The sequence below is a fragment of the Citrobacter sp. Cpo142 genome, assembly GCF_030332425.1.
Taxonomy (GTDB): Bacteria; Pseudomonadota; Gammaproteobacteria; order Enterobacterales; family Enterobacteriaceae; genus Citrobacter; species Citrobacter portucalensis.
Window position 1 is genome coordinate 427,951 of the sequence record NZ_JAOWHW010000142.1, and the last position, 20,539, is coordinate 448,489.

The window sequence follows — 20,539 nt, forward strand, 5'->3', positions numbered from 1 at the left end:
CATAAAATCACAATGAAATGGCTGCTAATACAGCGTCACTCCAGCTTTGGCAGATAATTACGGGTAGGTCACAACAAAGGTGACAGGGGCAGAAACGTTACCCATCTCGACAGTCGCCGCAGTTTGCCCCTCGGCAGCGACAATCCTTGACTGCATCGGGTATTGCCCGCTTCCGTTGGATATCGTCACCACCTGCGCTGCTGGCGGTGTCGTGCAGGAAAGCTGCACGCCGGTATCCACCGCGCCGCTCCAGATTTCAAACGCCGTTTTCAGGCCGCCGTCATACGATTTACCGGAGCACTTACCGCCTGAGCCCGGTTTGGCGGCGACCGTCGCGCTGGTCACGCCGGAGCAGTTGCTCAACTGGATTGAAAGCGGGACGGTGCTTTTGCCGATATCCGAACGATAAATATCGCCATATTTAATTTCGGCAGTGCTGGCACCGCTGCCGTCTACCACTTTTGCCGTGCAGGTTCCGGTGACGACGGTCGAGGTAAATTTCATCTTCGCCGAAGTGGTCCCGGAAATAACGGCGCTGCTGGCTACTCCCGAAAAGAGAACGGCAGAAACGGATAACGCGAGTAAAGCTGGGGTCAATTTCATGATAGTGCTCCGTATTCTGCGCAATTTATTCGTAGCTGAATTCAAAGGTAGCGGTGGCTTCAAAAGTGCCAGTGGTTACCCTGCCATCCTGTGTCGCCTGTAACACGGCAACCAGGGGCACTTCGCCAGCTTTAATTTCATCGTTTGTCCAGATCAGACTCTCGCCTGCGGCCGTTGAGTTGATCACGAACGGTGCGTTTGGCGTTGTCATACGTGCGATAGACACGGCGGTATAGTCGGCTCCGCCATTTTCTTTTTTAATGGCGTTAAGAATGCCCGTGGTTAAATAACCTGATTGACTCCCGGTTATTTTCGTTTTTAACGACGTCAGCGTCGGCGGGCATTCCACGATCATGATTTTGAAATTACCCTGTGCGGCTGCGTTGCCAGCCCGGTTGGCTGATGTGCCAAAGTCGCTAATCCGCACGCCAATATCGTTGCCGATTTTCAGCGTCTGGTCGGTGTCCGAGCCACTGCCGCCCTGTAGCTTCATATTGCAGGTGGTTTCGTTCACGGAGGCAGTAAAGTTGACATCAAGGTTAGTCCCTCCCGCCAGCGCTGCTCCTGAGGCCGCCATCGCGATGAGAGCGACAACAGGCAGTCTGAGCATATTTTTTTTCATATTCCCTCTCACTGATTTTCCCTAAGGTTACATCTGGCAAACCTGGTCACTCAGAACCGGCGTTAACCCTGCTTTCGTTGTATTTCCTGTTACCTGATAATGAACGGTACAGGTACTTTCTTTGCCGCTGCCCCAAACCACACGCAGCACGCCCTGATCCTCAACGCCGCGCACATAGGCCTGGCCCGCCTGGCCCACGGTGCCGATAGGCTCGTTCTTTTCATTCAGTACATCTGCACCCAATGGAATAAAACCTTTATCGCTGCGCTGTAATTCCAGAATCAGTGAACGGCCTTCATCGGTTTCAAAATTCACCAGTACCACAGCACCGCTGCGCGGTACGGTCACGGCGCTGGTGTTTTTCACTTCAACGTCAGTTTCCAGTGTGCTGATATCCAGCGATACGCGGTTCTCACGGTAAGCCGACATATACGGCATGATGCCGTAGCCGGATTTGCCTATTTCACTGTTGCCGTAGCCGATGCCAGCACCCTCTGCGCCGCTGGCCTTCACCAGCGCCAGCGCATCGGCATCACCGATACTGCCCGGTGCGAACGCTACCCCGCCAGAGTGCAGCACCATACCGCCGCTATAGGTGGCTGAATACTGTTTACTATTATCATCGCTATACGATGCTGAAACGCCCAGTGGACCATAACTGCTGTTCAGCGAGGTAAAACCGCTCACCTGATTAAGGTTGCCGTAGTTGCCACCGCCGCTGGAGGAGGCACTCACGGAATAACTGATATCGTTATTTTTCGTATTGCCACTGGCCGTTGAGTTGAAGCTGGCACCGCCCTTCATATCTGAGTGCAGCCCCATATTGATATTGCTGAACCCGCCTGAACGATCGTAGCTATTCGAGAAGACGTTCAGCGGGATGCTGAGACTCAGATAGATGCTGTCATCTTTGGCACCGTTTTGATCGTAGGAACGTTGTAGCGACAGGCTGTAACTGCCGTAAGCAAAACTGTTGTTGTAGCCGAGGCTGTAATTGGAGGTAGAGCTGTCGCCATTCCAGTAATCCTGCCAGGTCCCGCTGACGTATACCGATCCGTAAGTAGAGTCGCTGGACTGTAGCGGCTGGTTAATACTGATCTGTACCTGATTTTTAGTGCGCTGGTAATCGGAATAGAGTTCGGCGCTAGACTGGTAAGCCTGGTTTTCATATTTCTGCCGCTTAACGCTATCCCGAAGGGAAGCGGCGTCGTTCAGGCTGAGATAATCTTCGGTTGAAAAACGATAAGCCGCCACGTTAAAGGAGGTATTCGTCGCCTCGACCATTTTACTGTAGGTCAGGCGATAGCTTTGCCCGCTTAACGTCCCCAGCTCGTCAACTTCGGCATGAGATTGGGTAATGTCGAAAGCAAATGCGCCGATGCGGGTGTTCATGGCCAGCCCCAGTAGCCCGGCATAGAAATCCATGTCGGTATACTGCGCGCCGATATAGCCGGTAAAGGTATTATTCAGACCGTAGTAAAACTGGGCGTAACCGACCTGCGGTTTGTCAGCGTAAGAATCGTTGTTCAACTCACCGACGCCGATATCCCAGCGCGTAGCGCCGGGGCGCAGCATTTGAGTCACGGAGGAGAAGGGCACGGTAAACGTGCGCTTGCTGCCATCAGATTCTTCAACGGTAACCAACAGGTCGTTACCGTAACCGGTGGTGCTGAGGTCGTTTATCTCAAAGGCACCCGGTGGTACGGTAGTTTCGTAGATTTTATTGCCGCTTTGCGTAACGGTAACTTTGGCGTTACTGTTCGCCACACCGCGAATGACCGGCGCATAGTTGCTGGTGCCGATCGGTAACATACGGTCATCGTTATACATCCGTGCGCCACGCAGGCTGAAGGAGTCAAACGCATCGCCACGGGTGTAGGAATCGCCGAGCACCATTTGCGCGCTTAATGGCGTAATATCACGCTGTAAATAGATATCCTGGCTGGTGTATTTGCTGCCGTTGTCTTTATCCCAGTTCAGGTTGCCGCGTGAGCGTAAACGCCACGGCCCCATATTCAGACCATAACGCAAGCCCATATATGCCGTGTCGGATGTACTGCCGTTGCCTTCGCTATGCCAGGCGTTCATATCATAAGAAACGAGGGCGGCAGGGACGCCATCTTCCCACAGGGAGGGATCGACATAGCCCGCAGGGCGTTTCAGGATATAAATCTGGGGGAAGTTCAGATCGAGCGCCTGTTTACCTGTGTCATAATTTGCAGATGCACCGGGGTAATATTTTTTAATATCTATACAAGATGCATTATCGTCAGCAGCGTAATCACTGCTAATTGTTTTTGTATCAACGCCGGCTTGTGCTAATAATAATGGCGTAATACAGGCGCTGGCGCGATACGTACCATTTTCTTTGAAAGTAACTTCAGAGGTGATTTTTAAATTATTATTAAGGTTAATTTTAACCCGATAAACCCCGGCTAATACCGGGTTGCCATTCGCAAAACGGCTGACATCAATGTTTGTACCGCTGTTGAATAAGAATTGATCGTTAAATTCTACAGTCTCTTCTGTTTCCGGTACGGATTCCACAGCGCAAACAGAAAATGGAAGTGCGGCACTGACGGCAAGACATAATAGCGAACGTTTAAAAAGCATGGCATTCCCGCATAGTTAGCGTGGGTAGTTCCTTACCCACGACATCGACGCAAATAATAATTATTCAGATTAGTTAATTTTGGCTTCGCGTTTCTCAGAACCGCCGTTATCGTTAATGGTGTAATACATAACGGTTCCGCCGGTGTTATTTGTTAAACCTTTAACCGGCATATTGATATTACTAAAAGGCAGTATAGATTTACTTTCTACTTCGTAATTCTTGCCGCCGACTTTAAACGAGACGCTGGAAATAGAAACGTTGTAAGGCGCGTCATTTTGGGCAACCAGAGAAAGGGTATTCCCCTCTTTTTTCTGCGACCATTTGATATGCTCTGCGGCGTCGCCTGGCGTGCCTTTTAAGCTGTCCGGGCGGAAGAAAAGCTTGATGCGAGTACGAAACGCGAGCTGCAGCTGGTTCAGGCTTTCACCTTCTTTAGCTTTAGATTTTGGCGGAATCTCCAGAACGTTAAACCAGAACAGCGATTCACGATCCTGCGGCAAAGCGCCACCCATATAGGTAATACGCACCGACTGACCTTTTTGCGGATCAACACGAGAAACCGGCGGGGTAATGACAAACGGCAGCTTGAGTTCTTGTGGATTGGTTCCGTCACGCCCGTCATCCAGCCAGGTTTGCACCAGCAGCGGCTTATTGCCCCGGTTATCGAGGTTAACAATCACGTCTTTGGAGGATTGCGGATAGATAATACGCGTCCCGGAAATGACGATATCGGCGCTGGCCGGGAGAGAGGCGCAAATTGCTGCGGCAAAGCAGGTGGTTTTTAATCCCTTATAAAATGTTGTGCTGATCATTTTCCACTTCCTGTTGGAATGTTATTAAAAACCCCCTAACAATGTTAAGGGGTTGATTTTATATACTTAAAAAAACAGGACTTAATTATAGATAACGGTAAATGCTACCTGTGCCTGTACGGTACCAGCGGTTACCGGGTTGTTTGTTGTATCCCAGCCCTGACCTTGGGTATAGGCTACGCGGTAGAATAAATTGCCAATGCCGTTGGTGACAGTCGCGATCTGGGTGTTATTGGTCTGGTCAACTTTTACCTGATCTGTGTTGCTATTGCCGTTGTTAGACAATACCAGGTTTACGTTGGCAGCAGCATCTTGCAGGTTTGCCGGTGGCACCAGCATACCTTCAGAAGTGGAGCTGGAACCGCCCCAGGAGTCAAACTGTGCAGAGGCGCTGGTGACAGTTGCGGGATCGCACTCGGTCAGGTTCAGCGTGAAGTTCTTTTCACCTAAGGTGCTGCTGGCGCCCAATGCGTTAGCAAAGTCTTTCACAAACACGGTGTCCAGGTTAACGTCGAAGTCGTTACCGTTCTGGTCGATTTTGTTATCGACGGAAATTTTACAGGTATTGCTAGACACCAGTCCGTGGAAAGTAACAGTACCGGTATCCGATGGTACATCTGCCGCCATTGCAGAACCTGCGCTTATAACTAATGCGACTGCTGCTGCCAGACTATATTTCTTAAAAGACATTTTAATATCCATATTTTTGCTAAATAAAAACAAACGACACATATTGTATCGTGTTGTATTTTGAATTAAATTAATTCGAAGAGAGTTTATCGAATGTCGTTATGAAAAGAAATGACTGGTGTTGTTATAAAAAATAAAATAGATATTAAGTGTCGCTAATACTGTATAGTATACATAAGGTTACATTGGTATCTGGGTTGCATTAAATATAATATATTTATATGGGTGCGCTATTTAAAATAAAGGTGAATTTTATTTTGTATTTTTGAAATTCACTTGATAAATGTATTTACCAAGTGAATTCTTAAAAAAAATATCAGGCAACCTGGACCGGAATGGCTTTCGCGGTGCGCTTCATTTCGTTGTCGCCTTCAAAGTAGGCCACTTTCGGGCGCCATGTCCGGGCTTCTGCATCAGACATGGTGACGAAGCTGGCGATAATCACAATATCGCCAACCTCAGCGCAGTGCGCCGCGGCACCGTTGACCGAGATGATTTTAGAGCCGCGTTCAGCCGCAATTGCATAGGTTGAGAAGCGTTTTCCATTGGTCACGTTCCAGATATCAATCGCTTCGTTTTCCAGAATACCGGAGGCATCAAGGAAATCTTGGTCAATGGCACAGGAACCTTCGTAGTGCAGGTCCGCCTGCGTGACTTTTACGCGGTGGAGCTTGCCTTGCAGCATGGTGCGAATCATAACTTCTATACCCTGTCGTTTATCTTGGCTAAGCAGGCGATTGTGGCCTGCTTTGGAAATTATCAGGCAGTATTGCCCGATTTTTAACCCCTGTCTACTGGGCTAATGTAACGCTTTGATTATCGATCAGACGAGCCTGTCCCAGCCATGCGGCGACCAGAATGACCGCGCGTTTGCTGTTTTCGGTGAGTTCAAGCAGCGTGTCGGCATCACGGATCTGAATATCGTCGGCGCGAAAGCCTTTTTCGTTTAGCTCCTGCTCGGCAATGGCAATAATTTCCTCCTGGTCGCGTTCTCCAGCCTGTAATTTTTCCCCGATGCGGCTCATTACTTTGTATAAGCCAGGGGCGATTTTACGCTGCTCTGCCGTCAGGTACCCGTTACGCGAGCTGAGTGCCAGACCATCTTTGGCGCGGATAATCGGCACGCCGACAATCTCAATGTCGTAGCCCATATCGGCGACCATTTTACGAATCAGCGCCAGTTGCTGGAAATCCTTCTCGCCGAAGCAGGCGATATCCGGCTGAATTAGGTTAAAAAGTTTGCTGACGATGGTGGAAACGCCGCGGAAGTGGCCTGGGCGGCTCGCACCTTCCAGCATGGTAGAGAGTCCCGGAACATCAACGTACGTCTGGCCTTCCAGTCCCTGCGGGTAGATTTCCTCAACGGCTGGAGCAAAGACATAATCGACTTTGCGTTTGTTCAGCTTTTCGCAATCTTCCTGCAGCGTGCGCGGATAGCGTACCAGATCTTCCGGTCTGTCGAATTGCATCGGGTTGACGAAAATGCTGACGATGACCACATCAGCCCGGGCTTTTGCCTCATCGACCAGTTTCATATGACCGTCATGCAGATTACCCATGGTGGGAACCAATGCGATGCGTTTGCCTTCCAGACGCAGACGACGAATATGCTGGCGCAGCAGCGGCAGGGTTTCAATAATTAACACAACAAGGCTCCTTAATGGAAACTGTGTTCTTCGCCCGGATAAACGCCGGACTCCACTTCAGCCATATACTGCCGCACGGCGGCGCGCATGTCGCCTGCTTCATTGAGGAAATTCTTGGCAAATTTCGGGATGTGGCCGCCGGTAATGCCAAACGCGTCGTGCATAACGAGAATTTGCCCGTCGGTGACGTTACCGGCACCAATACCAATCACCGGAATCGACAGCGCTTCCGTGACACGCTTCGCCAGCTCAACCGGTACGCACTCCAGCACCAGCAACTGAGCGCCAGCGGCTTCTAAGGCCAGCGCGTCATCCAGCAGCACTTGTCCGGCATCGCCGCGGCCCTGAATTTTATAGCCACCGAAGATATTCACCGACTGGGGCGTTAATCCCAGATGACCACAAACCGGCACGGCGCGTTCAGTGAGCATTTTCACCGTATCGACCAGCCAGGCGCCGCCTTCAATTTTGACCATATTGGCGCCCGCACGCATGACCACCGCGGCGTTTTCAAACGCCTGTTCCGGGGTGGCGTAAGCCATAAACGGCAGGTCGGAGAGCAATAGACAGTTGGGCGCGCCACGACGCACGGCACGAGTGTGGTAAGCGATATCCTCAACAGTCACGGGCAGGGTGGAGTCGTGCCCTTGTACCGTCATGCCCAGCGAGTCGCCAACCAGCATCACATTGATACCTTCGTCGGCAAATAACTTCGCGAAGCTGTAGTCATATGCGGTGATAGTTGCGAAGCGCTTTTTCTCTTGCTTGCATTTCTGCAGCAGTGAAATGGTGGTGGGTTTCATAACATTTCCTGATGATGAAAGTCATATTTATCGGCATTCTAACAGTCACATTCAGGGGGGCAATTGTTTTAAGCAATCGTTTGGCGCTAAAGCAGTAAACGCTAAAGGGGAAAGGATACTTTACCAGTGTGCAGGTTTTGCAACACCAAGTTGGGTGAGGTGCTGATGCAGGCTTGTACCATCCGGAAAAATAAGTTCAGAAGCAATTTCGAATAACGGCCACAGCATAAAACCACGGTTTTTCATGTCGTAGTGCGGTACGGTCAGACGTTCGGTGTTAATCACTTCATCGCCAAACAGCATAATGTCGAGGTCCAGCGTTCGTGGCCCCCAGCGTTCGGCTTTGCGCACCCGACCCTGTTGTAACTCAATGTGTTGGGTGTGATTGAGCAATTCTTCCGGCGCGAGGGTGGTTTCCAGCGCGACGGCGGCGTTCAGGTAATCGGGTTGATCCTGTGGGCCTAATGGCGGTGTACGGTAGAACGAGGAGACAGCCACGATTCGGCTGTCAGGGATTTCACCGATCGCTTTCACGGCAGCATTAACCTGCTCCAGAGGGGAGGCTAAATTACTGCCGAGGGCGATATATACCCGTCGTTTTTCAAGCTTCATCTGTGTCACCACCTTGATGCGACTCGAAATTTGTTGGGTATACGTGATAGGTCATGCGGAGCCTTCACGGCGTGGCGCGCGTTTACGCGGGCGACGATGGCGGCGACGTGCGTCTGGCTCTTCATCCAGCTCGTTCAGCATGCCTTTTTGTTCTGGCGGCGCTGAAACCTGGAATTCACCCCACCATTTCGCCAGTCGCTGCAATTCCGCATTGTGTTCGACTTCAGCACGCAGCGCTAACAGGTCGTAAGCAGCGCGGAACTTTGGATGCTCCATCAGCTTCCAGGCGCGTTTGCCCTGGCGACGGGACATACGTAACTGCAACTGCCAGATATCGCGGGTCAGTGAGGTCAGACGTTTCGGGATCGCCAATGAGCGACAGGCTTCGTCCAGCACGTCGTTCATTGCCAGCGCGAAAGCGTCGTAATAGGCCAGACCGCTTTCTTGCGCAATTTTCTGTGCGGCTTCCAGTAACGGATACCAGAACATGGCAGCAAACAAGAACGCCGGGTTAACGCGCATATCATTGTGAATGCGGTTATCGGTATTCTTCAGTACCTGGGCAATGATGCGTTCCATTGGGCTGTCACCGTCTTCGGTGAAGTAGCGCGTAATGGTTGGGAACAGCGGTTGGAACAGGCTGTACTCACGCAGTTTTTTGTAGGTTTCGTACCCATAGCCCGCCTGTAACAGCTTGAGCGCTTCTTCAAACAGGCGTGCAGGAGGAATATCGTTAAGCAACGTTGCCAGACGCGGGATAGGCTCCGCGGTTTCCGGGCTGATACGCATGTCGAGCTTGGCGGCAAAGCGTACGGCGCGCAGCATGCGCACGGGATCTTCGCGATAGCGCGTTTCCGGATTACCGATCAGGCGAATGATGCCCTCTTCGAGATCCTGCATTCCCCCGACGTAATCACGTACGGTGAAATCGGCTACGCTGTAATACAGGCTGTTAATCGTGAAGTCGCGACGCTGGGCATCTTCTTCGATGGAGCCGAAGATGTTGTCACGCAGCAGCATACCGTTTTGCCCGCGCTGCGATGTTGTGCGATCGGACTCGCTGCCTTCATGATGACCGCGGAACGTCGCCACTTCGATAATTTCAGGGCCGAACATGACATGGGCCAGACGGAAACGGCGACCGACCAGGCGACAGTTACGAAACAGTTTGCGCACCTGATCTGGCGTTGCGTTAGTGGTGACATCAAAATCTTTCGGCTTTTTGCCCAGCAAAAGATCGCGTACACCACCGCCAACCAGCCATGCCTCGTATCCGGCCTTATTGAGCCTGTACATTACCTTCAGGGCATTTTCACTGATATCTTTGCGGGAGATAGAGTGCTGCTCACGCGGAATTACCGTCATATGTGGACGGGCGACGGCGAGCTCAGCCTCGCGCTCCTCGCGGCTTAGCACCTTGCGGCAAAAATTAGCGACTCGGGTAAAAATAGTGCACCTCGGTAGTGTCAAACTTCAATCAGAACAAGTGTTGCTGTGTAAAAATAGCGGCTAATCATAGCTCAGCATGATGCATTTGAGAATGCCGGATTTAAGATCGCCGATTCAGGCACTGTTGTCAGACGCCAGTTCTCAACGGCAAACGTCAGGATCTGGTCCACTCGCATCTCCTGCCACGGGATATCGGCACGCTGGCCGAGAAAGCGTAGCGCGGCAATAATCACCGGGCGCGGATCGCCTTGTGGCAGCGCAGGTGCATGATTTTGTTTTGAAAGTTTAGCGCCTTGTTCGTTGAGCGCCAGTGGAAGATGAATATAGTCAGGCGCTTGCCAGCCAAACTGCTGATACAAAGAGATTTGCCGCACTGTGGGTTCGATAAGATCGGCACCGCGTACAATCTCCGTTACGCCCTGAAAGTGGTCATCAACCACCACGGCGAGGTTATAGGCAAACAGCCCGTCGCGACGGTGAATGATAAAATCTTCCCTCGCAAGCGGCGGGTCAGCCTGAATCTCACCGCGCAGTTGGTCCGTAAACTGCATTACCGGATGGCGTTGCTTGATGCGCACTGCCGCCTGCTCTGGTCCGTGGCGTAACTCACGGCAGTGACCGTCGTAAATACCGCCGACGCTTTGAATACGCGCCCGCGTGCAGGTGCAGTAATAGCTTAGATCCTGCTGATGCAGCCAGGTGAGCGCCTCGCGGTAGGCGTCATGACGCTGGGATTGCCATAAAATATCGCCATCCCAGTGCAGTCCGTAATGTTCCAGCTGACGCAGAATCGTATTTGCAGCACCGGGAACTTCACGAGGGGGGTCAATATCTTCAATGCGTACTCGCCAGATTCCGCGCTGTGCGCGGGCCTGCAGGTAACTGCCGAGGGCGGCAATCAGTGAACCGAAATGCAGTTCGCCGGAGGGGGAAGGGGCGAAGCGGCCTATATAGTGTGAATCGCTCATTTTGCGGACTAACAAATAATAAGGCGGGAGAAGCTCCCGCCTGTAGTAAACGTGGTAAAAATGACCGGAATTAACCTGCCATTTGTTTTTCGCGGATTTCTGCCAGCGTTTTACAGTCGATGCACAGATCGGCTGTCGGACGCGCTTCCAGACGGCGAATACCAATTTCTACGCCGCATGATTCGCAGTAGCCGAAATCTTCGTCTTCTACTTTCTTCAGCGTCTTCTCGATCTTTTTGATCAGTTTGCGCTCACGGTCACGGTTACGCAGCTCAAGGCTGAATTCTTCTTCCTGTGCGGCGCGGTCCACCGGATCAGGGAAGTTAGCCGCTTCGTCTTGCATATGAGTTACGGTGCGATCGACTTCATCCCTAAGTTGATTGCGCCATGCCTCAAGAATACGCCTGAAGTGCGACAGCTGGGCTTCGTTCATATACTCTTCGCCCGGTTTCTCCTGGTACGGCTCCACCCCAGCGATGGCGAGAATACTCAGGGACGATGTTTTACGGTTTTGCCCTTCTTGCATGTTGCTTCTCCTTAACACGCACTATCGATCCCCATGTTCGGGGGAAAAATCAGGTCGCTATAAATAGCAGATGCTTTTCCGGATAGCAATTATCTAAACGTAACACTTGACAACCCTGTGAGGAAAAGCGTATTTGCCCACGCGCCCGGAATACTAATTGACCAGATATTTACACCATTACAAGGTAATGGGCAACGGCTCTTTAAGAGTCATACCGTGGGCAGAAAGTTCCGCTTTATAAACCAGAATTTCTACCCCCTTAAGCTGTGCTTCAACTAATAATTGCGCATATTTCGCATCGATATGGCGCGCGGGTGAAAACCGTGTAATGGCTGAATGTAGCACGGCGAAAAATATCACTGCCCGCTTGCCTTCAGCCGCTACGCTCATCAATTCCCGAAGATGCTTCTGACCTCGTTCAGTGATGGCATCGGGAAAATAACCCTGTTCTTTTTCCGCCAACGTGACTGATTTCACTTCAATATAGCAGTCAGGTCGGGAATCTGCCTGTAACAAAAAGTCGATGCGGCTCCCTTCGGCGCCGTATTTTACTTCACTTTTCAAAGTGCTGTAGCCTGAAACTTCCGAAATTAACGCCTGCTGAATCGCCTCTTTCGTTAATCTGTTGGCCCACAGCGTGTTAACACAAATAAATTCACCGGATTGAGTTTGCGTTAATTCCCAGGTATGTGGATATTTGCGTTTAGTATTTTCTGATGTCGAATACCAAACGGTGTCACCTGGCATTGCGCATCCGGTCATCGCACCGGTATTTGGGCAGTGTAGCGTTAACTCTGTGCCAGCTGGTGTGATCACATCCGCTAAAAAGCGCTTATAGCGCTGAATGAGCGTTGCAGGTTGTAAAGGTGGAGAAAATTGCATAAACAGTCCCTTTGATTATTCAGTCAGCGTCCAGCGTTGCAGCGGCGTATAACGCGTGCGTCCTCGTGCAAATGAGGAGGAATAAAGCGCAAACTCCGTGACCGGAAATGACCAGCCAAAGCCCGGTGGCGGGATTGGCACCGCGTGACCGGCATCGCGCAGCAGCGTGATATGCGGATGAAACGGCTGCGGGCTTTGGTAGCATCCACTGCGCGCGGCCTGTGCCCGCAGCATATTCGCCAGTTGCAGCAGTCCGCGCGGCGGCTGACGCATACCCAGCCACACGACCCTGGAGCGCAGCCATTGCCCGGCATCATCGAATTTGAGCGTAAAACCCGGCTGGCGAATACGCCCCGCGAGCTGCGACAGCGCCTGTTGCTTCTCGTCGCTGACGTCGCCTAAAAAGGCCAGTGTCAGATGCAGATTATCGGCGGCGACGGGACGACCCGCTTCAGGGGGGAACTGCGCGGCTCGCCAGTGGATTAGCTGCTCCCGAACCTCGCCTGGCAATTCAATCGCAAAGAACAGCCTTTTTGGCTCAGACATGATGGATACTCGGTTATGAATTAACGCGATGCTACAATGCAGCGCGAAGAATGTTAACCCTCTGGAGCCATTTGTGACGTCGTTGCCCGTTGCCGCCGTAGTGCCTGAACTGCTTACCGCCCTTGATGCCTCGTCGCAGGTTCTGCTGACGGCGCCGACCGGTGCCGGGAAATCGACCTGGTTGCCGTTGCGGCTTCTTGAGCATCGCGGTATCCAGGGGCGGATTATTTTGCTGGAGCCGCGTCGCCTTGCAGCGCGTAATGTGGCGCAGCGATTAGCGGAATTGCTGAACGAAAAGCCGGGTGAAACCGTGGGTTATCGCATGCGCGCACAAAGTTGCGTAGGGCCGCAGACCCGGCTGGAGGTAGTAACAGAGGGCGTCCTGACGCGCATGATCCAACGCGATCCTGAGTTGGCGGGCGTCGGGTTAGTGATTCTCGACGAATTTCACGAACGGAGTTTACAGGCTGATCTGGCGCTGGCGCTATTGCTGGATGTGCAGCAAGGGCTGCGTGACGATCTGAAACTGTTGATCATGTCCGCCACTCTGGATAACGGGCGTTTGCAGCAGATGTTGCCCGATGCGCCGACGATCGTTTCTGAAGGCCGCGCATTTCCCGTTGAGCGGCGGTATCAGCCGTTGGCGGCGCATTTGCGTTTTGATGAAGCGGTGGCGATAGCGACGGCGGAGCTATTGCGCCATGAAAGCGGGTCACTGCTGCTATTTTTACCGGGTGTGGGCGAAATCCTGCGCGTACAGGAACAATTGGCTACGCGTGTGGGCAGCGATGTTGTGCTGTGTCCACTGTATGGCGCGTTAACGCTTTCCGAGCAGCGTCAGGCGATTGTGCCGGCGCCACAAGGCAAACGCAAAGTGGTGCTGGCCACCAATATTGCTGAAACCAGCTTGACGATCGAAGGCATCCGGCTGGTGGTGGACTGCGCCCAGGAGCGCGTGGCGCGCTATGACGTGCGTACCGGTCTGACGAGACTGATTACCCAGCGCATCAGCCAGGCTTCGATGACTCAGCGCGCGGGACGTGCAGGTCGTCTGGAGCCCGGTATTTGCCTGCATCTGCTTGCCAAAGAGCAGGCAGAAAGAGCGGCAGCGCAGGGTGAAGCGGAAATATTGCAGAGCGATCTGTCCGGGCTACTGATGGAGTTGCTGCAATGGGGATGTACCGACCCTGAGCAACTGAACTGGCTGGATACGCCGCCCGCCATCAACCTGCAGGCGGCAAAACGGCTGTTGCAGATGCTGGGCGCGCTTGAGGGCGACAGGCTTAGCGCCACGGGGCAGAAAATGGCGGCGTTGGGTAACGATCCTCGTTTAGCGGCGATGCTGGTCGGTGCCAAAAATAATACCGAAGCGGCTACGGCGGCAAAACTGGCTGCGATTCTGGAAGAGCCGCCGCGCGGTGGCAGTACCGATCTAACCGTGGCATTTTCGCGAAACCAGCCTGCCTGGCAGCAGCGCAGTCAACAGTTGCTGAAACGGCTTAATGTTAGCAGCGGACAGCCGGACAGCACGCTGCTCTCCCCGTTGCTGGCGCGGGCGTTTGCCGATCGGATCGCGCGTCGACGTGGGCAGGAAGGACGCTATCAACTGGCGAATGGCATGGGCGCAATGCTGGATGCCGATGATGCCTCAGGACGCCATGAATGGTTGATAGCGCCACTTTTGTTGCAGGGCAGCGCTTCTCCAGACGCGCGTATCTTGCTGGCTCTGCCGCTGGATATCGAGTCGCTGATGCAGGCATGTCCTGAGCTGCTACAACAGTCCGACACCATCGAATGGGATGAAACCCAGGGAACGTTAAAGGCATTGCGTCGGTCGCGCATTGGTCAGCTCACGGTAAAAGTACAGCCATTGGCCAAACCTTCGGAAGAGGAGTTGCACCAGGCGATGTTGAACGGCATTCGCGATAAAGGGCTAAGTGTGCTCAACTGGACGCCGGAAGCCGAGCAGTTTCGCCTGCGTCTGCAATGTGCGGCAAACTGGTTGCCAGAATACGACTGGCCCGCGGTAGATGAGGAGTCTCTGCTGGCGACGCTGGAGAGCTGGCTGCTGCCGCACATGAGCGGTGTACACTCGTTACGTGCATTAAAAGCACTCAATATGGGGCTGGCGTTGCGCGGTTTGCTGGATTGGTCAATGCTGCAACGTCTGGATAGTGAACTGCCAGCGCATTACACTGTGCCGACGGGAAGCCGGATTGCCATTCGCTATCATGAGGATAATCCTCCGGTATTGGCAGTTCGGATGCAGGAAATGTTTGGTGAAGCAAAGACCCCAACCATTGCCCAGGGGCGCGTGCCGCTGGTGCTGGAGCTGCTGTCTCCGGCCCAAAGACCTCTACAGGTGACGAGCGATCTGAGCGCGTTCTGGCAGGGATCGTACCGCGAGGTGCAAAAAGAGATGAAAGGGCGTTATCCCAAACATGTCTGGCCGGACGATCCGGCGAATACCGCGCCAACGCGGCGTACCAAAAAGTATTCGTAATGTAACGGTAGGCCGAATAAGGCGTTATGCCGCATCCGGCGAAAGAGCGGTAATAATTGAGAGATTTCTTCTTCTGTCGCAGGACGGAAGAACAGAGAATCGGGCCCTTGCGCCTGAATGTTGCGGAGAAAAAGCATGGCGGGGAATGACCGCGAGCCAATTGGACGTAAAGGGAAACCCTCGCGTCCGGTGAAACAAAAGGTGAGCCGTCGTCAACTCAGAGATGAAGAGTATGACGACGATTATGATGATGATGACTATGAGGATGAAGAACCGATGCCGCGTAAGGGTAAAGGCAAAGGGCGTAAGCCTCGTGGTAAGCGCGGCTGGTTCTGGCTGCTGGTAAAACTGTCGATTGTCTTTTTGGTGCTGATCGCCATTTATGGTGTTTATCTGGACCAAAAAATTCGTAGCCGTATTGATGGCAAAGTCTGGCAGCTTCCTGCGGCAGTATATGGCCGTATGGTTAACCTTGAGCCAGAAATGCCTATCGGCAAGAACGAGATGGTGAAGCTGCTGGAGGCCACGCAGTACCGTCAGGTGACGAAGATGACGCGTCCGGGTGAATTTACCGTGCAGGCGAAGAGCATCGAGATGATTCGTCGTCCGTTTGACTTCCCGGACAGTAAAGAAGGGCAGGTGCGTGCGCGTCTGACCTTTGACGGCGATCATCTGGATACCATCGAGAATATGGATAACAACCGCCAGTTCGGTTTCTTCCGTCTCGATCCGCGTTTGATCACCATGCTCTCTTCACCTAACGGCGAGCAGCGCCTGTTTGTTCCGCGTAGCGGCTTCCCGGATCTGCTGGTGGACACGCTGCTGGCGACCGAAGACCGTCACTTCTATGAGCATGACGGTATCAGCCTTTATTCCATTGGTCGTGCGGTGCTGGCGAACCTGACGGCGGGTCGTACGGTACAGGGTGCCAGTACGCTGACTCAGCAGCTGGTGAAAAACCTGTTCCTGTCCAGCGAGCGTTCCTACTGGCGTAAGGCCAACGAAGCCTATATGGCGCTGATCATGGATGCGCGTTACAGCAAAGACCGTATTCTTGAGCTGTACATGAACGAAGTCTATCTCGGACAAAGCGGTGATAACGAGATTCGCGGCTTCCCGCTGGCGAGCCTCTATTATTTCGGCCGTCCGGTAGAAGAGCTGAGCCTCGACCAGCAGGCGCTGCTGGTGGGGATGGTTAAAGGGGCGTCGATCTACAACCCGTGGCGTAACCCGAAACTGGCGCTGGAGCGTCGTAACCTGGTTCTGCGTTTGCTGCAGCAGCAGCAGATTATCGACCAGGATCTGTACGACATGCTGAGCGCGCGTCCGTTAGGCGTACAGCCGCGTGGTGGGGTTATCTCCCCGCAGCCTGCCTTTATGCAGATGGTGCGTCAGGAGCTACAGGCGAAGCTGGGCGATAAAGTTAAAGATCTCTCTGGCGTGAAGATTTTCACCACCTTTGATTCCGTGGCGCAGGATGCTGCAGAAAAAGCGGCGGTGGAAGGTATTCCGGTGCTGAAGAAACAGCGTAAGCTGAGCGATCTGGAAACGGCAATTGTGGTGGTTGACCGCTTTAGCGGTGAAGTTCGCGCTATGGTCGGTGGAGCCGAACCGCAGTTTGCGGGCTATAACCGTGCGATGCAGGCGCGTCGTTCGATTGGTTCTCTGGCCAAGCCTGCGACCTATCTGACCGCGCTCAGCCAGCCGAAGTTGTACCGCCTGAATACCTGGATTGCCGACGCCCCGATTGCGCTGCGTCAGCCGAACGGCCAGGTGTGGTCGCCGCAGAACGATGACCGTCGCTATAGCGAAAGCGGGAAAGTGATGCTGGTGGATGCGTTAACGCGTTCAATGAACGTGCCAACGGTAAATCTGGGGATGGCGCTGGGCCTGCCTGCTGTAACCGATACCTGGTTGAAGCTGGGCGCGCCGAAAGATCAGCTTAATCCGGTTCCGGCCATGCTGCTGGGGGCGTTGAACCTGACGCCAATCGAAGTTGCTCAGGCGTTCCAGACTATCGCCAGCGGCGGGAACCGTGCGCCGCTGTCGGCGCTGCGTTCGGTGATTGCCGAAGATGGTACCGTGCTGTACCAGAGCTTCCCACAGGCCGAGCGTGCCGTTCCGGCGCAGGCGGCGTATATGACGCTGTGGACTATGCAGCAGGTGGTTCAGCGTGGTACAGGTCGCCAGCTCGGCGCGAAATATCCTGGCTTGCATCTGGCAGGGAAAACCGGGACCACCAACAACAACGTGGATACCTGGTTTGCCGGGATCGACGGCAGCCAGGTGACCATCACCTGGGTAGGCCGTGATAACAACCAGCCAACCAAGCTGTACGGTGCCAGCGGCGCGATGTCGATTTATCAGCGTTATCTGGCAAACCAGACGCCAACACCGCTGGTGCTGACGCCACCGGAGGATGTGGTGGATATGGGCGTAGACTACGACGGTAACTTCGTTTGCAGCGGGGGTATGCGCACGCTTCCAGTATGGACCACCGATCCGGATTCACTGTGTCAACAAGGTGAGATGTTGCAGCAGTCGGGTAATCCGTTCGATCAATCTTCCCAACAGCCGCAGCAACAGCAGCCTCAACAGCAGCAACCGCCGCAGCAGGAGAAGAAGGACGGCGATGGCGTGGCCGGTTGGATTAAAGAGATGTTTGGCGGTAACTAACGCCTGCCTAAAAACCCGCTTCGGCGGGTTTTTCTTTTTTGCGCTATTTGGTTTTAGCTTGCCTTACCTGACGGCGCTGCACTTATCAAGCCTACGGGATTAAGGCAGCCATCCGGTACGTTATCCGTTAAAACATTTCAGCCTAATTTATTAACCCTTTCTTTTCATCTGGTTATTTCTTAACCCCTCAGTTTTAGTAGGGACGCGTATTGCTTGCTATCTCGCCAGAGTTTCGAATATTATGCTGCCGTTATAATAATAATTCTCGTTTACGTTATCATTCACTTTCATCAGAGAAATACCAATGGCGCGTCTTAAAACTGCTCAGCCAAGTTCATCGCTGCGTAAAATCGCAGTAGTGGTAGCCACAGCGGTTAGCGGCATGTCTGTCTATGCACAGGCGGCGGTTGACCCGAAAGAAGAAACCATCACCGTAACTGCTGCACCTGCTCCGCAGGAAAGCGCATGGGGGCCAGCGGCAACCATCGCTGCACGACAGTCTGCTACGGCGACCAAAACAGATACTCCTATTCAGAAAGTTCCGCAGTCTATTTCAGTGGTCACCGCCGAAGAGATGGCGTTGCATCAGCCGAAATCGGTTAAAGAAGCACTCAGCTACACCCCGGGCGTTGCCGTGGGCACGCGTGGTGCTTCTAATACCTATGACTACCTGATTATTCGCGGATTTGCCGCCGACGGCCAAAGTCAGAATAACTATCTGAATGGCCTGAAGATGCAGGGCAACTTCTACAACGATGCGGTTATCGACCCCTATATGCTGGAACGCGCTGAAGTGATGCGTGGTCCGGTTTCCGTTCTGTACGGAAAGAGCAACCCGGGTGGGTTGTTGAACATGGTCAGCAAGCGCCCGACAACGGAGCCGCTGAAAGAAGTTCAGTTCAAAATGGGCACAGACAGTCTGTTCCAGACCGGTTTTGACTTCAGCGATGCGCTGGATGACGATGGTGTGTACTCATACCGTCTGACCGGCCTGGCGCGTTCCGCGAATGCGCAGCAGCAGGGCGCAGAAGAACAACGTTATGCCATCGCGCCATCTTTCACATGGCGTCCGAATGATAAGACGAATTTCACCTTCCTCTCCTACTTCCAGAACGAGCCGGAAACCGGTTATTACGGCTGGTTGCCGAAAGAGGGGACCGTGTCTAAGCTGCCAAATGGTTCACGTCTGCCGACCGATTTCAACGAAGGTGCGGACAACAATACCTACTCTCGTAACGAGAAGATGGTGGGCTACAGCTTCGACCACGAATTTAACGACACCTTTACCGTACGTCAGAACCTGCGCTACGCGCAAAACAAAGTGTCGCAGAAAAGCGTGTACGGCTACGGCATGTGCTCCGATCCGCTCTATACCAAAGATCCGGCTAACAGCCCTTGCGCCAGCATCCCTCAGTCTGATTGGGATCACACGCTGACTCGTCAGTACGTTGACGATAATGAAAAATTGCAGAATTTCTCTGTTGATACCCAGTTGCAGAGCACATTCGCCACCGGTTCCCTGGATCACACATTGCTGACCGGCGTTGACTATATGCGTATGCGTAACGATATCAACTCCTGGTTCGGTTGGGCTGGTTCGGTAGCGCCGTCTGATATCTATAATCTTGACCGTAGCGATTTTGACTTTGGCTCGCACCCTGGACCTGGCGCAGCTTATCGCGTTCTGAATAAACAGGAACAAACGGGCCTGTACGCTCAGGATCAGATGCAGTGGGATAAGGTGCTAGTCACTCTGGGCGGTCGTTACGACTGGGCTAAGCAGGACTCTCTGAACCGAGTTTCTGGTGTGCTGGACTCCCGTGATGACCGACAGTTCACCTGGCGTGGCGGTGTTAACTATCTGTTCGATAACGGTGTAACCCCGTATTTCAGCTACAGCGAATCGTTTGAACCAAATTCTCAGGTTGGGGAAAGCGGTAATATCTTTGCGCCATCTAAAGGTAAGCAGTACGAAGCGGGCGTGAAGTACGTACCGAGCGATCGTCCGATCGTGTTGACCGGTGCTGTTTACCAGTTGACCAAAACCAACAACCTGATGGCCGACCCGAATGGATCGATCTGGTCAGTTGAAGGCGGCGAAATTCGCTCACGTGGTGTAGAAATTGAAGCGAAAGCGGCGCTGTCAGCCAGCGTTAACGTGGTTGGTTCTTATACCTATACCGATGCGGAATACACCACTGACACCAACTACAAAGGCAATACGCCTGCCCAGGTGCCAAAACATATGGCATCACTGTGGGGGGATTACACCCTCTATGATGGTGCGCTTTCCGGGCTGACGTTGGGTACGGGTGTTCGTTATACTAGTTCCAGTTATGGCGATCCGGCAAACTCCTTCAAAGTGGGAAGCTACACGCTGGTAGATGCGTTAGTGCGTTACGATCTGGCGCGTGTAGGTATGGCTGGCTCCAACGTGGCGCTGCATGTGAACAACCTGTTTGACCGTGAATACGTCGCCAGCTGCTTCAATACCTATGGCTGCTTCTGGGGCGCAGAACGTCAGGTCGTTGCAACTGCAACCTTCCGTTTCTAATTTCTCTTTGGGCACGCTTTGCGTGCCCGTTTT

The 20,539-nt window shown here is 53.1% G+C and carries 17 protein-coding genes; 3 read left to right on the plus strand and 14 right to left on the minus strand.

Annotated features, from left to right (window positions below; translation table 11 throughout):
- Nucleotides 1–57: 57 nt before the first annotated feature.
- The 14 genes from OGY18_RS23230 to thpR all read right to left on the minus strand — a co-directional run bounded on the left by OGY18_RS23230 (nt 58) and on the right by thpR (nt 12,773).
- Nucleotides 58–603: a fimbrial protein gene (locus tag OGY18_RS23230; RefSeq protein WP_126319222.1), complete on the minus strand. Its 546-nt coding sequence runs from the start codon at nt 601–603 to the stop codon at nt 58–60.
- Between the two features lie 25 nt (nt 604–628).
- The gene (locus OGY18_RS23235; RefSeq protein WP_126319220.1) at nt 629–1,225 is read right to left on the minus strand and encodes a fimbrial protein; all 597 of its coding nucleotides are present in this window, start codon (nt 1,223–1,225) and stop codon (nt 629–631) included.
- 27 nt (nt 1,226–1,252) lie between these two features.
- Nucleotides 1,253–3,838 carry an outer membrane usher protein gene (locus tag OGY18_RS23240; RefSeq protein ID WP_126319218.1) on the minus strand — a complete coding sequence of 862 codons (2,586 nt, stop codon included), beginning with the start codon at nt 3,836–3,838 and terminating at the stop codon, nt 1,253–1,255.
- 69 nt (nt 3,839–3,907) lie between these two features.
- On the minus strand, nt 3,908–4,651 hold the full coding sequence (locus tag OGY18_RS23245; protein WP_126319216.1) for a fimbrial chaperone: 744 nt from the start codon (nt 4,649–4,651) through the stop codon (nt 3,908–3,910).
- An 81-nt stretch (nt 4,652–4,732) separates the two neighbouring features.
- The gene (locus OGY18_RS23250; protein ID WP_126319214.1) at nt 4,733–5,341 is read right to left on the minus strand and encodes a fimbrial protein; all 609 of its coding nucleotides are present in this window, start codon (nt 5,339–5,341) and stop codon (nt 4,733–4,735) included.
- A 316-nt stretch (nt 5,342–5,657) separates the two neighbouring features.
- Nucleotides 5,658–6,038 (minus strand): aspartate 1-decarboxylase, encoded by a 381-nt coding sequence (gene panD / locus OGY18_RS23255; protein ID WP_126319212.1) that lies wholly within the window; start codon nt 6,036–6,038, stop codon nt 5,658–5,660.
- 94 nt (nt 6,039–6,132) lie between these two features.
- On the minus strand, nt 6,133–6,987 hold the full coding sequence (gene panC / locus OGY18_RS23260; protein WP_126319210.1) for a pantoate--beta-alanine ligase: 855 nt from the start codon (nt 6,985–6,987) through the stop codon (nt 6,133–6,135).
- A gap of 11 nt (nt 6,988–6,998) precedes the next feature.
- Nucleotides 6,999–7,790, minus strand: a complete 792-nt coding sequence (gene panB, locus OGY18_RS23265; RefSeq protein ID WP_057066628.1) for a 3-methyl-2-oxobutanoate hydroxymethyltransferase — start codon at nt 7,788–7,790, stop codon at nt 6,999–7,001.
- 120 nt (nt 7,791–7,910) lie between these two features.
- Complete coding sequence (gene folK / locus OGY18_RS23270) at nt 7,911–8,402, minus strand: 2-amino-4-hydroxy-6-hydroxymethyldihydropteridine diphosphokinase (protein WP_148362432.1); 492 nt, start codon at nt 8,400–8,402, stop codon at nt 7,911–7,913.
- Between the two features lie 51 nt (nt 8,403–8,453).
- Complete coding sequence (gene pcnB / locus OGY18_RS23275; RefSeq protein ID WP_204192014.1) at nt 8,454–9,851, minus strand: polynucleotide adenylyltransferase PcnB; 1,398 nt, start codon at nt 9,849–9,851, stop codon at nt 8,454–8,456.
- Between the two features lie 71 nt (nt 9,852–9,922).
- Complete coding sequence (gene gluQRS, locus OGY18_RS23280; RefSeq protein WP_286554550.1) at nt 9,923–10,819, minus strand: tRNA glutamyl-Q(34) synthetase GluQRS; 897 nt, start codon at nt 10,817–10,819, stop codon at nt 9,923–9,925.
- 70 nt (nt 10,820–10,889) lie between these two features.
- A complete protein-coding gene (gene dksA, locus OGY18_RS23285) occupies nt 10,890–11,345 on the minus strand; it encodes an RNA polymerase-binding protein DksA (protein WP_003829221.1) in 456 nt (151 codons plus the stop codon).
- 177 nt (nt 11,346–11,522) lie between these two features.
- Nucleotides 11,523–12,227: a DNA/RNA nuclease SfsA gene (gene sfsA, locus OGY18_RS23290; RefSeq protein WP_003829219.1), complete on the minus strand. Its 705-nt coding sequence runs from the start codon at nt 12,225–12,227 to the stop codon at nt 11,523–11,525.
- A gap of 15 nt (nt 12,228–12,242) precedes the next feature.
- Nucleotides 12,243–12,773, minus strand: coding sequence for an RNA 2',3'-cyclic phosphodiesterase (thpR, locus tag OGY18_RS23295; protein WP_126319202.1), 531 nt, complete (start codon nt 12,771–12,773; stop codon nt 12,243–12,245).
- 73 nt (nt 12,774–12,846) lie between these two features.
- Between thpR and hrpB the strand changes: the two genes are divergently transcribed.
- The 3 genes from hrpB (at nt 12,847) to fhuA (ending at nt 20,506) form a co-directional block, all read left to right on the plus strand.
- Nucleotides 12,847–15,276, plus strand: coding sequence for an ATP-dependent helicase HrpB (gene hrpB / locus OGY18_RS23300; protein WP_286554553.1), 2,430 nt, complete (start codon nt 12,847–12,849; stop codon nt 15,274–15,276).
- Between the two features lie 135 nt (nt 15,277–15,411).
- A complete protein-coding gene (mrcB, locus tag OGY18_RS23305; protein WP_048214900.1) occupies nt 15,412–17,952 on the plus strand; it encodes a bifunctional glycosyl transferase/transpeptidase in 2,541 nt (846 codons plus the stop codon).
- Nucleotides 17,953–18,256: 304 nt separating this feature from the next.
- Nucleotides 18,257–20,506, plus strand: a complete 2,250-nt coding sequence (gene fhuA, locus OGY18_RS23310) for a ferrichrome porin FhuA (protein ID WP_166465562.1) — start codon at nt 18,257–18,259, stop codon at nt 20,504–20,506.
- Nucleotides 20,507–20,539 lie beyond the last annotated feature (33 nt).

Excerpts from the sequence above, each read along its gene's own strand:
- OGY18_RS23235 (WP_126319220.1), bottom strand. The coding sequence starts at position 1,225 with ATGAAAAAAAATATGCTCAGACTGCCTGTTGTCGCTCTCATCGCGATG.
- gluQRS (WP_286554550.1), bottom strand. The coding sequence starts at position 10,819 with ATGAGCGATTCACACTATATAGGCCGCTTCGCCCCTTCCCCCTCCGGC.
- OGY18_RS23230 (WP_126319222.1), bottom strand. The coding sequence starts at position 603 with ATGAAATTGACCCCAGCTTTACTCGCGTTATCCGTTTCTGCCGTTCTC.
- panD (WP_126319212.1), bottom strand. The coding sequence starts at position 6,038 with ATGATTCGCACCATGCTGCAAGGCAAGCTCCACCGCGTAAAAGTCACG.
- fhuA (WP_166465562.1), top strand. The coding sequence starts at position 18,257 with ATGGCGCGTCTTAAAACTGCTCAGCCAAGTTCATCGCTGCGTAAAATC.
- mrcB (WP_048214900.1), top strand. The coding sequence starts at position 15,412 with ATGGCGGGGAATGACCGCGAGCCAATTGGACGTAAAGGGAAACCCTCG.
- dksA (WP_003829221.1), bottom strand. The coding sequence starts at position 11,345 with ATGCAAGAAGGGCAAAACCGTAAAACATCGTCCCTGAGTATTCTCGCC.
- sfsA (WP_003829219.1), bottom strand. The coding sequence starts at position 12,227 with ATGCAATTTTCTCCACCTTTACAACCTGCAACGCTCATTCAGCGCTAT.
- OGY18_RS23245 (WP_126319216.1), bottom strand. The coding sequence starts at position 4,651 with ATGATCAGCACAACATTTTATAAGGGATTAAAAACCACCTGCTTTGCC.
- panB (WP_057066628.1), bottom strand. The coding sequence starts at position 7,790 with ATGAAACCCACCACCATTTCACTGCTGCAGAAATGCAAGCAAGAGAAA.
- thpR (WP_126319202.1), bottom strand. The coding sequence starts at position 12,773 with ATGTCTGAGCCAAAAAGGCTGTTCTTTGCGATTGAATTGCCAGGCGAG.
- folK (WP_148362432.1), bottom strand. The coding sequence starts at position 8,402 with ATGAAGCTTGAAAAACGACGGGTATATATCGCCCTCGGCAGTAATTTA.
- OGY18_RS23250 (WP_126319214.1), bottom strand. The coding sequence starts at position 5,341 with ATGTCTTTTAAGAAATATAGTCTGGCAGCAGCAGTCGCATTAGTTATA.
- OGY18_RS23240 (WP_126319218.1), bottom strand. The coding sequence starts at position 3,838 with ATGCTTTTTAAACGTTCGCTATTATGTCTTGCCGTCAGTGCCGCACTT.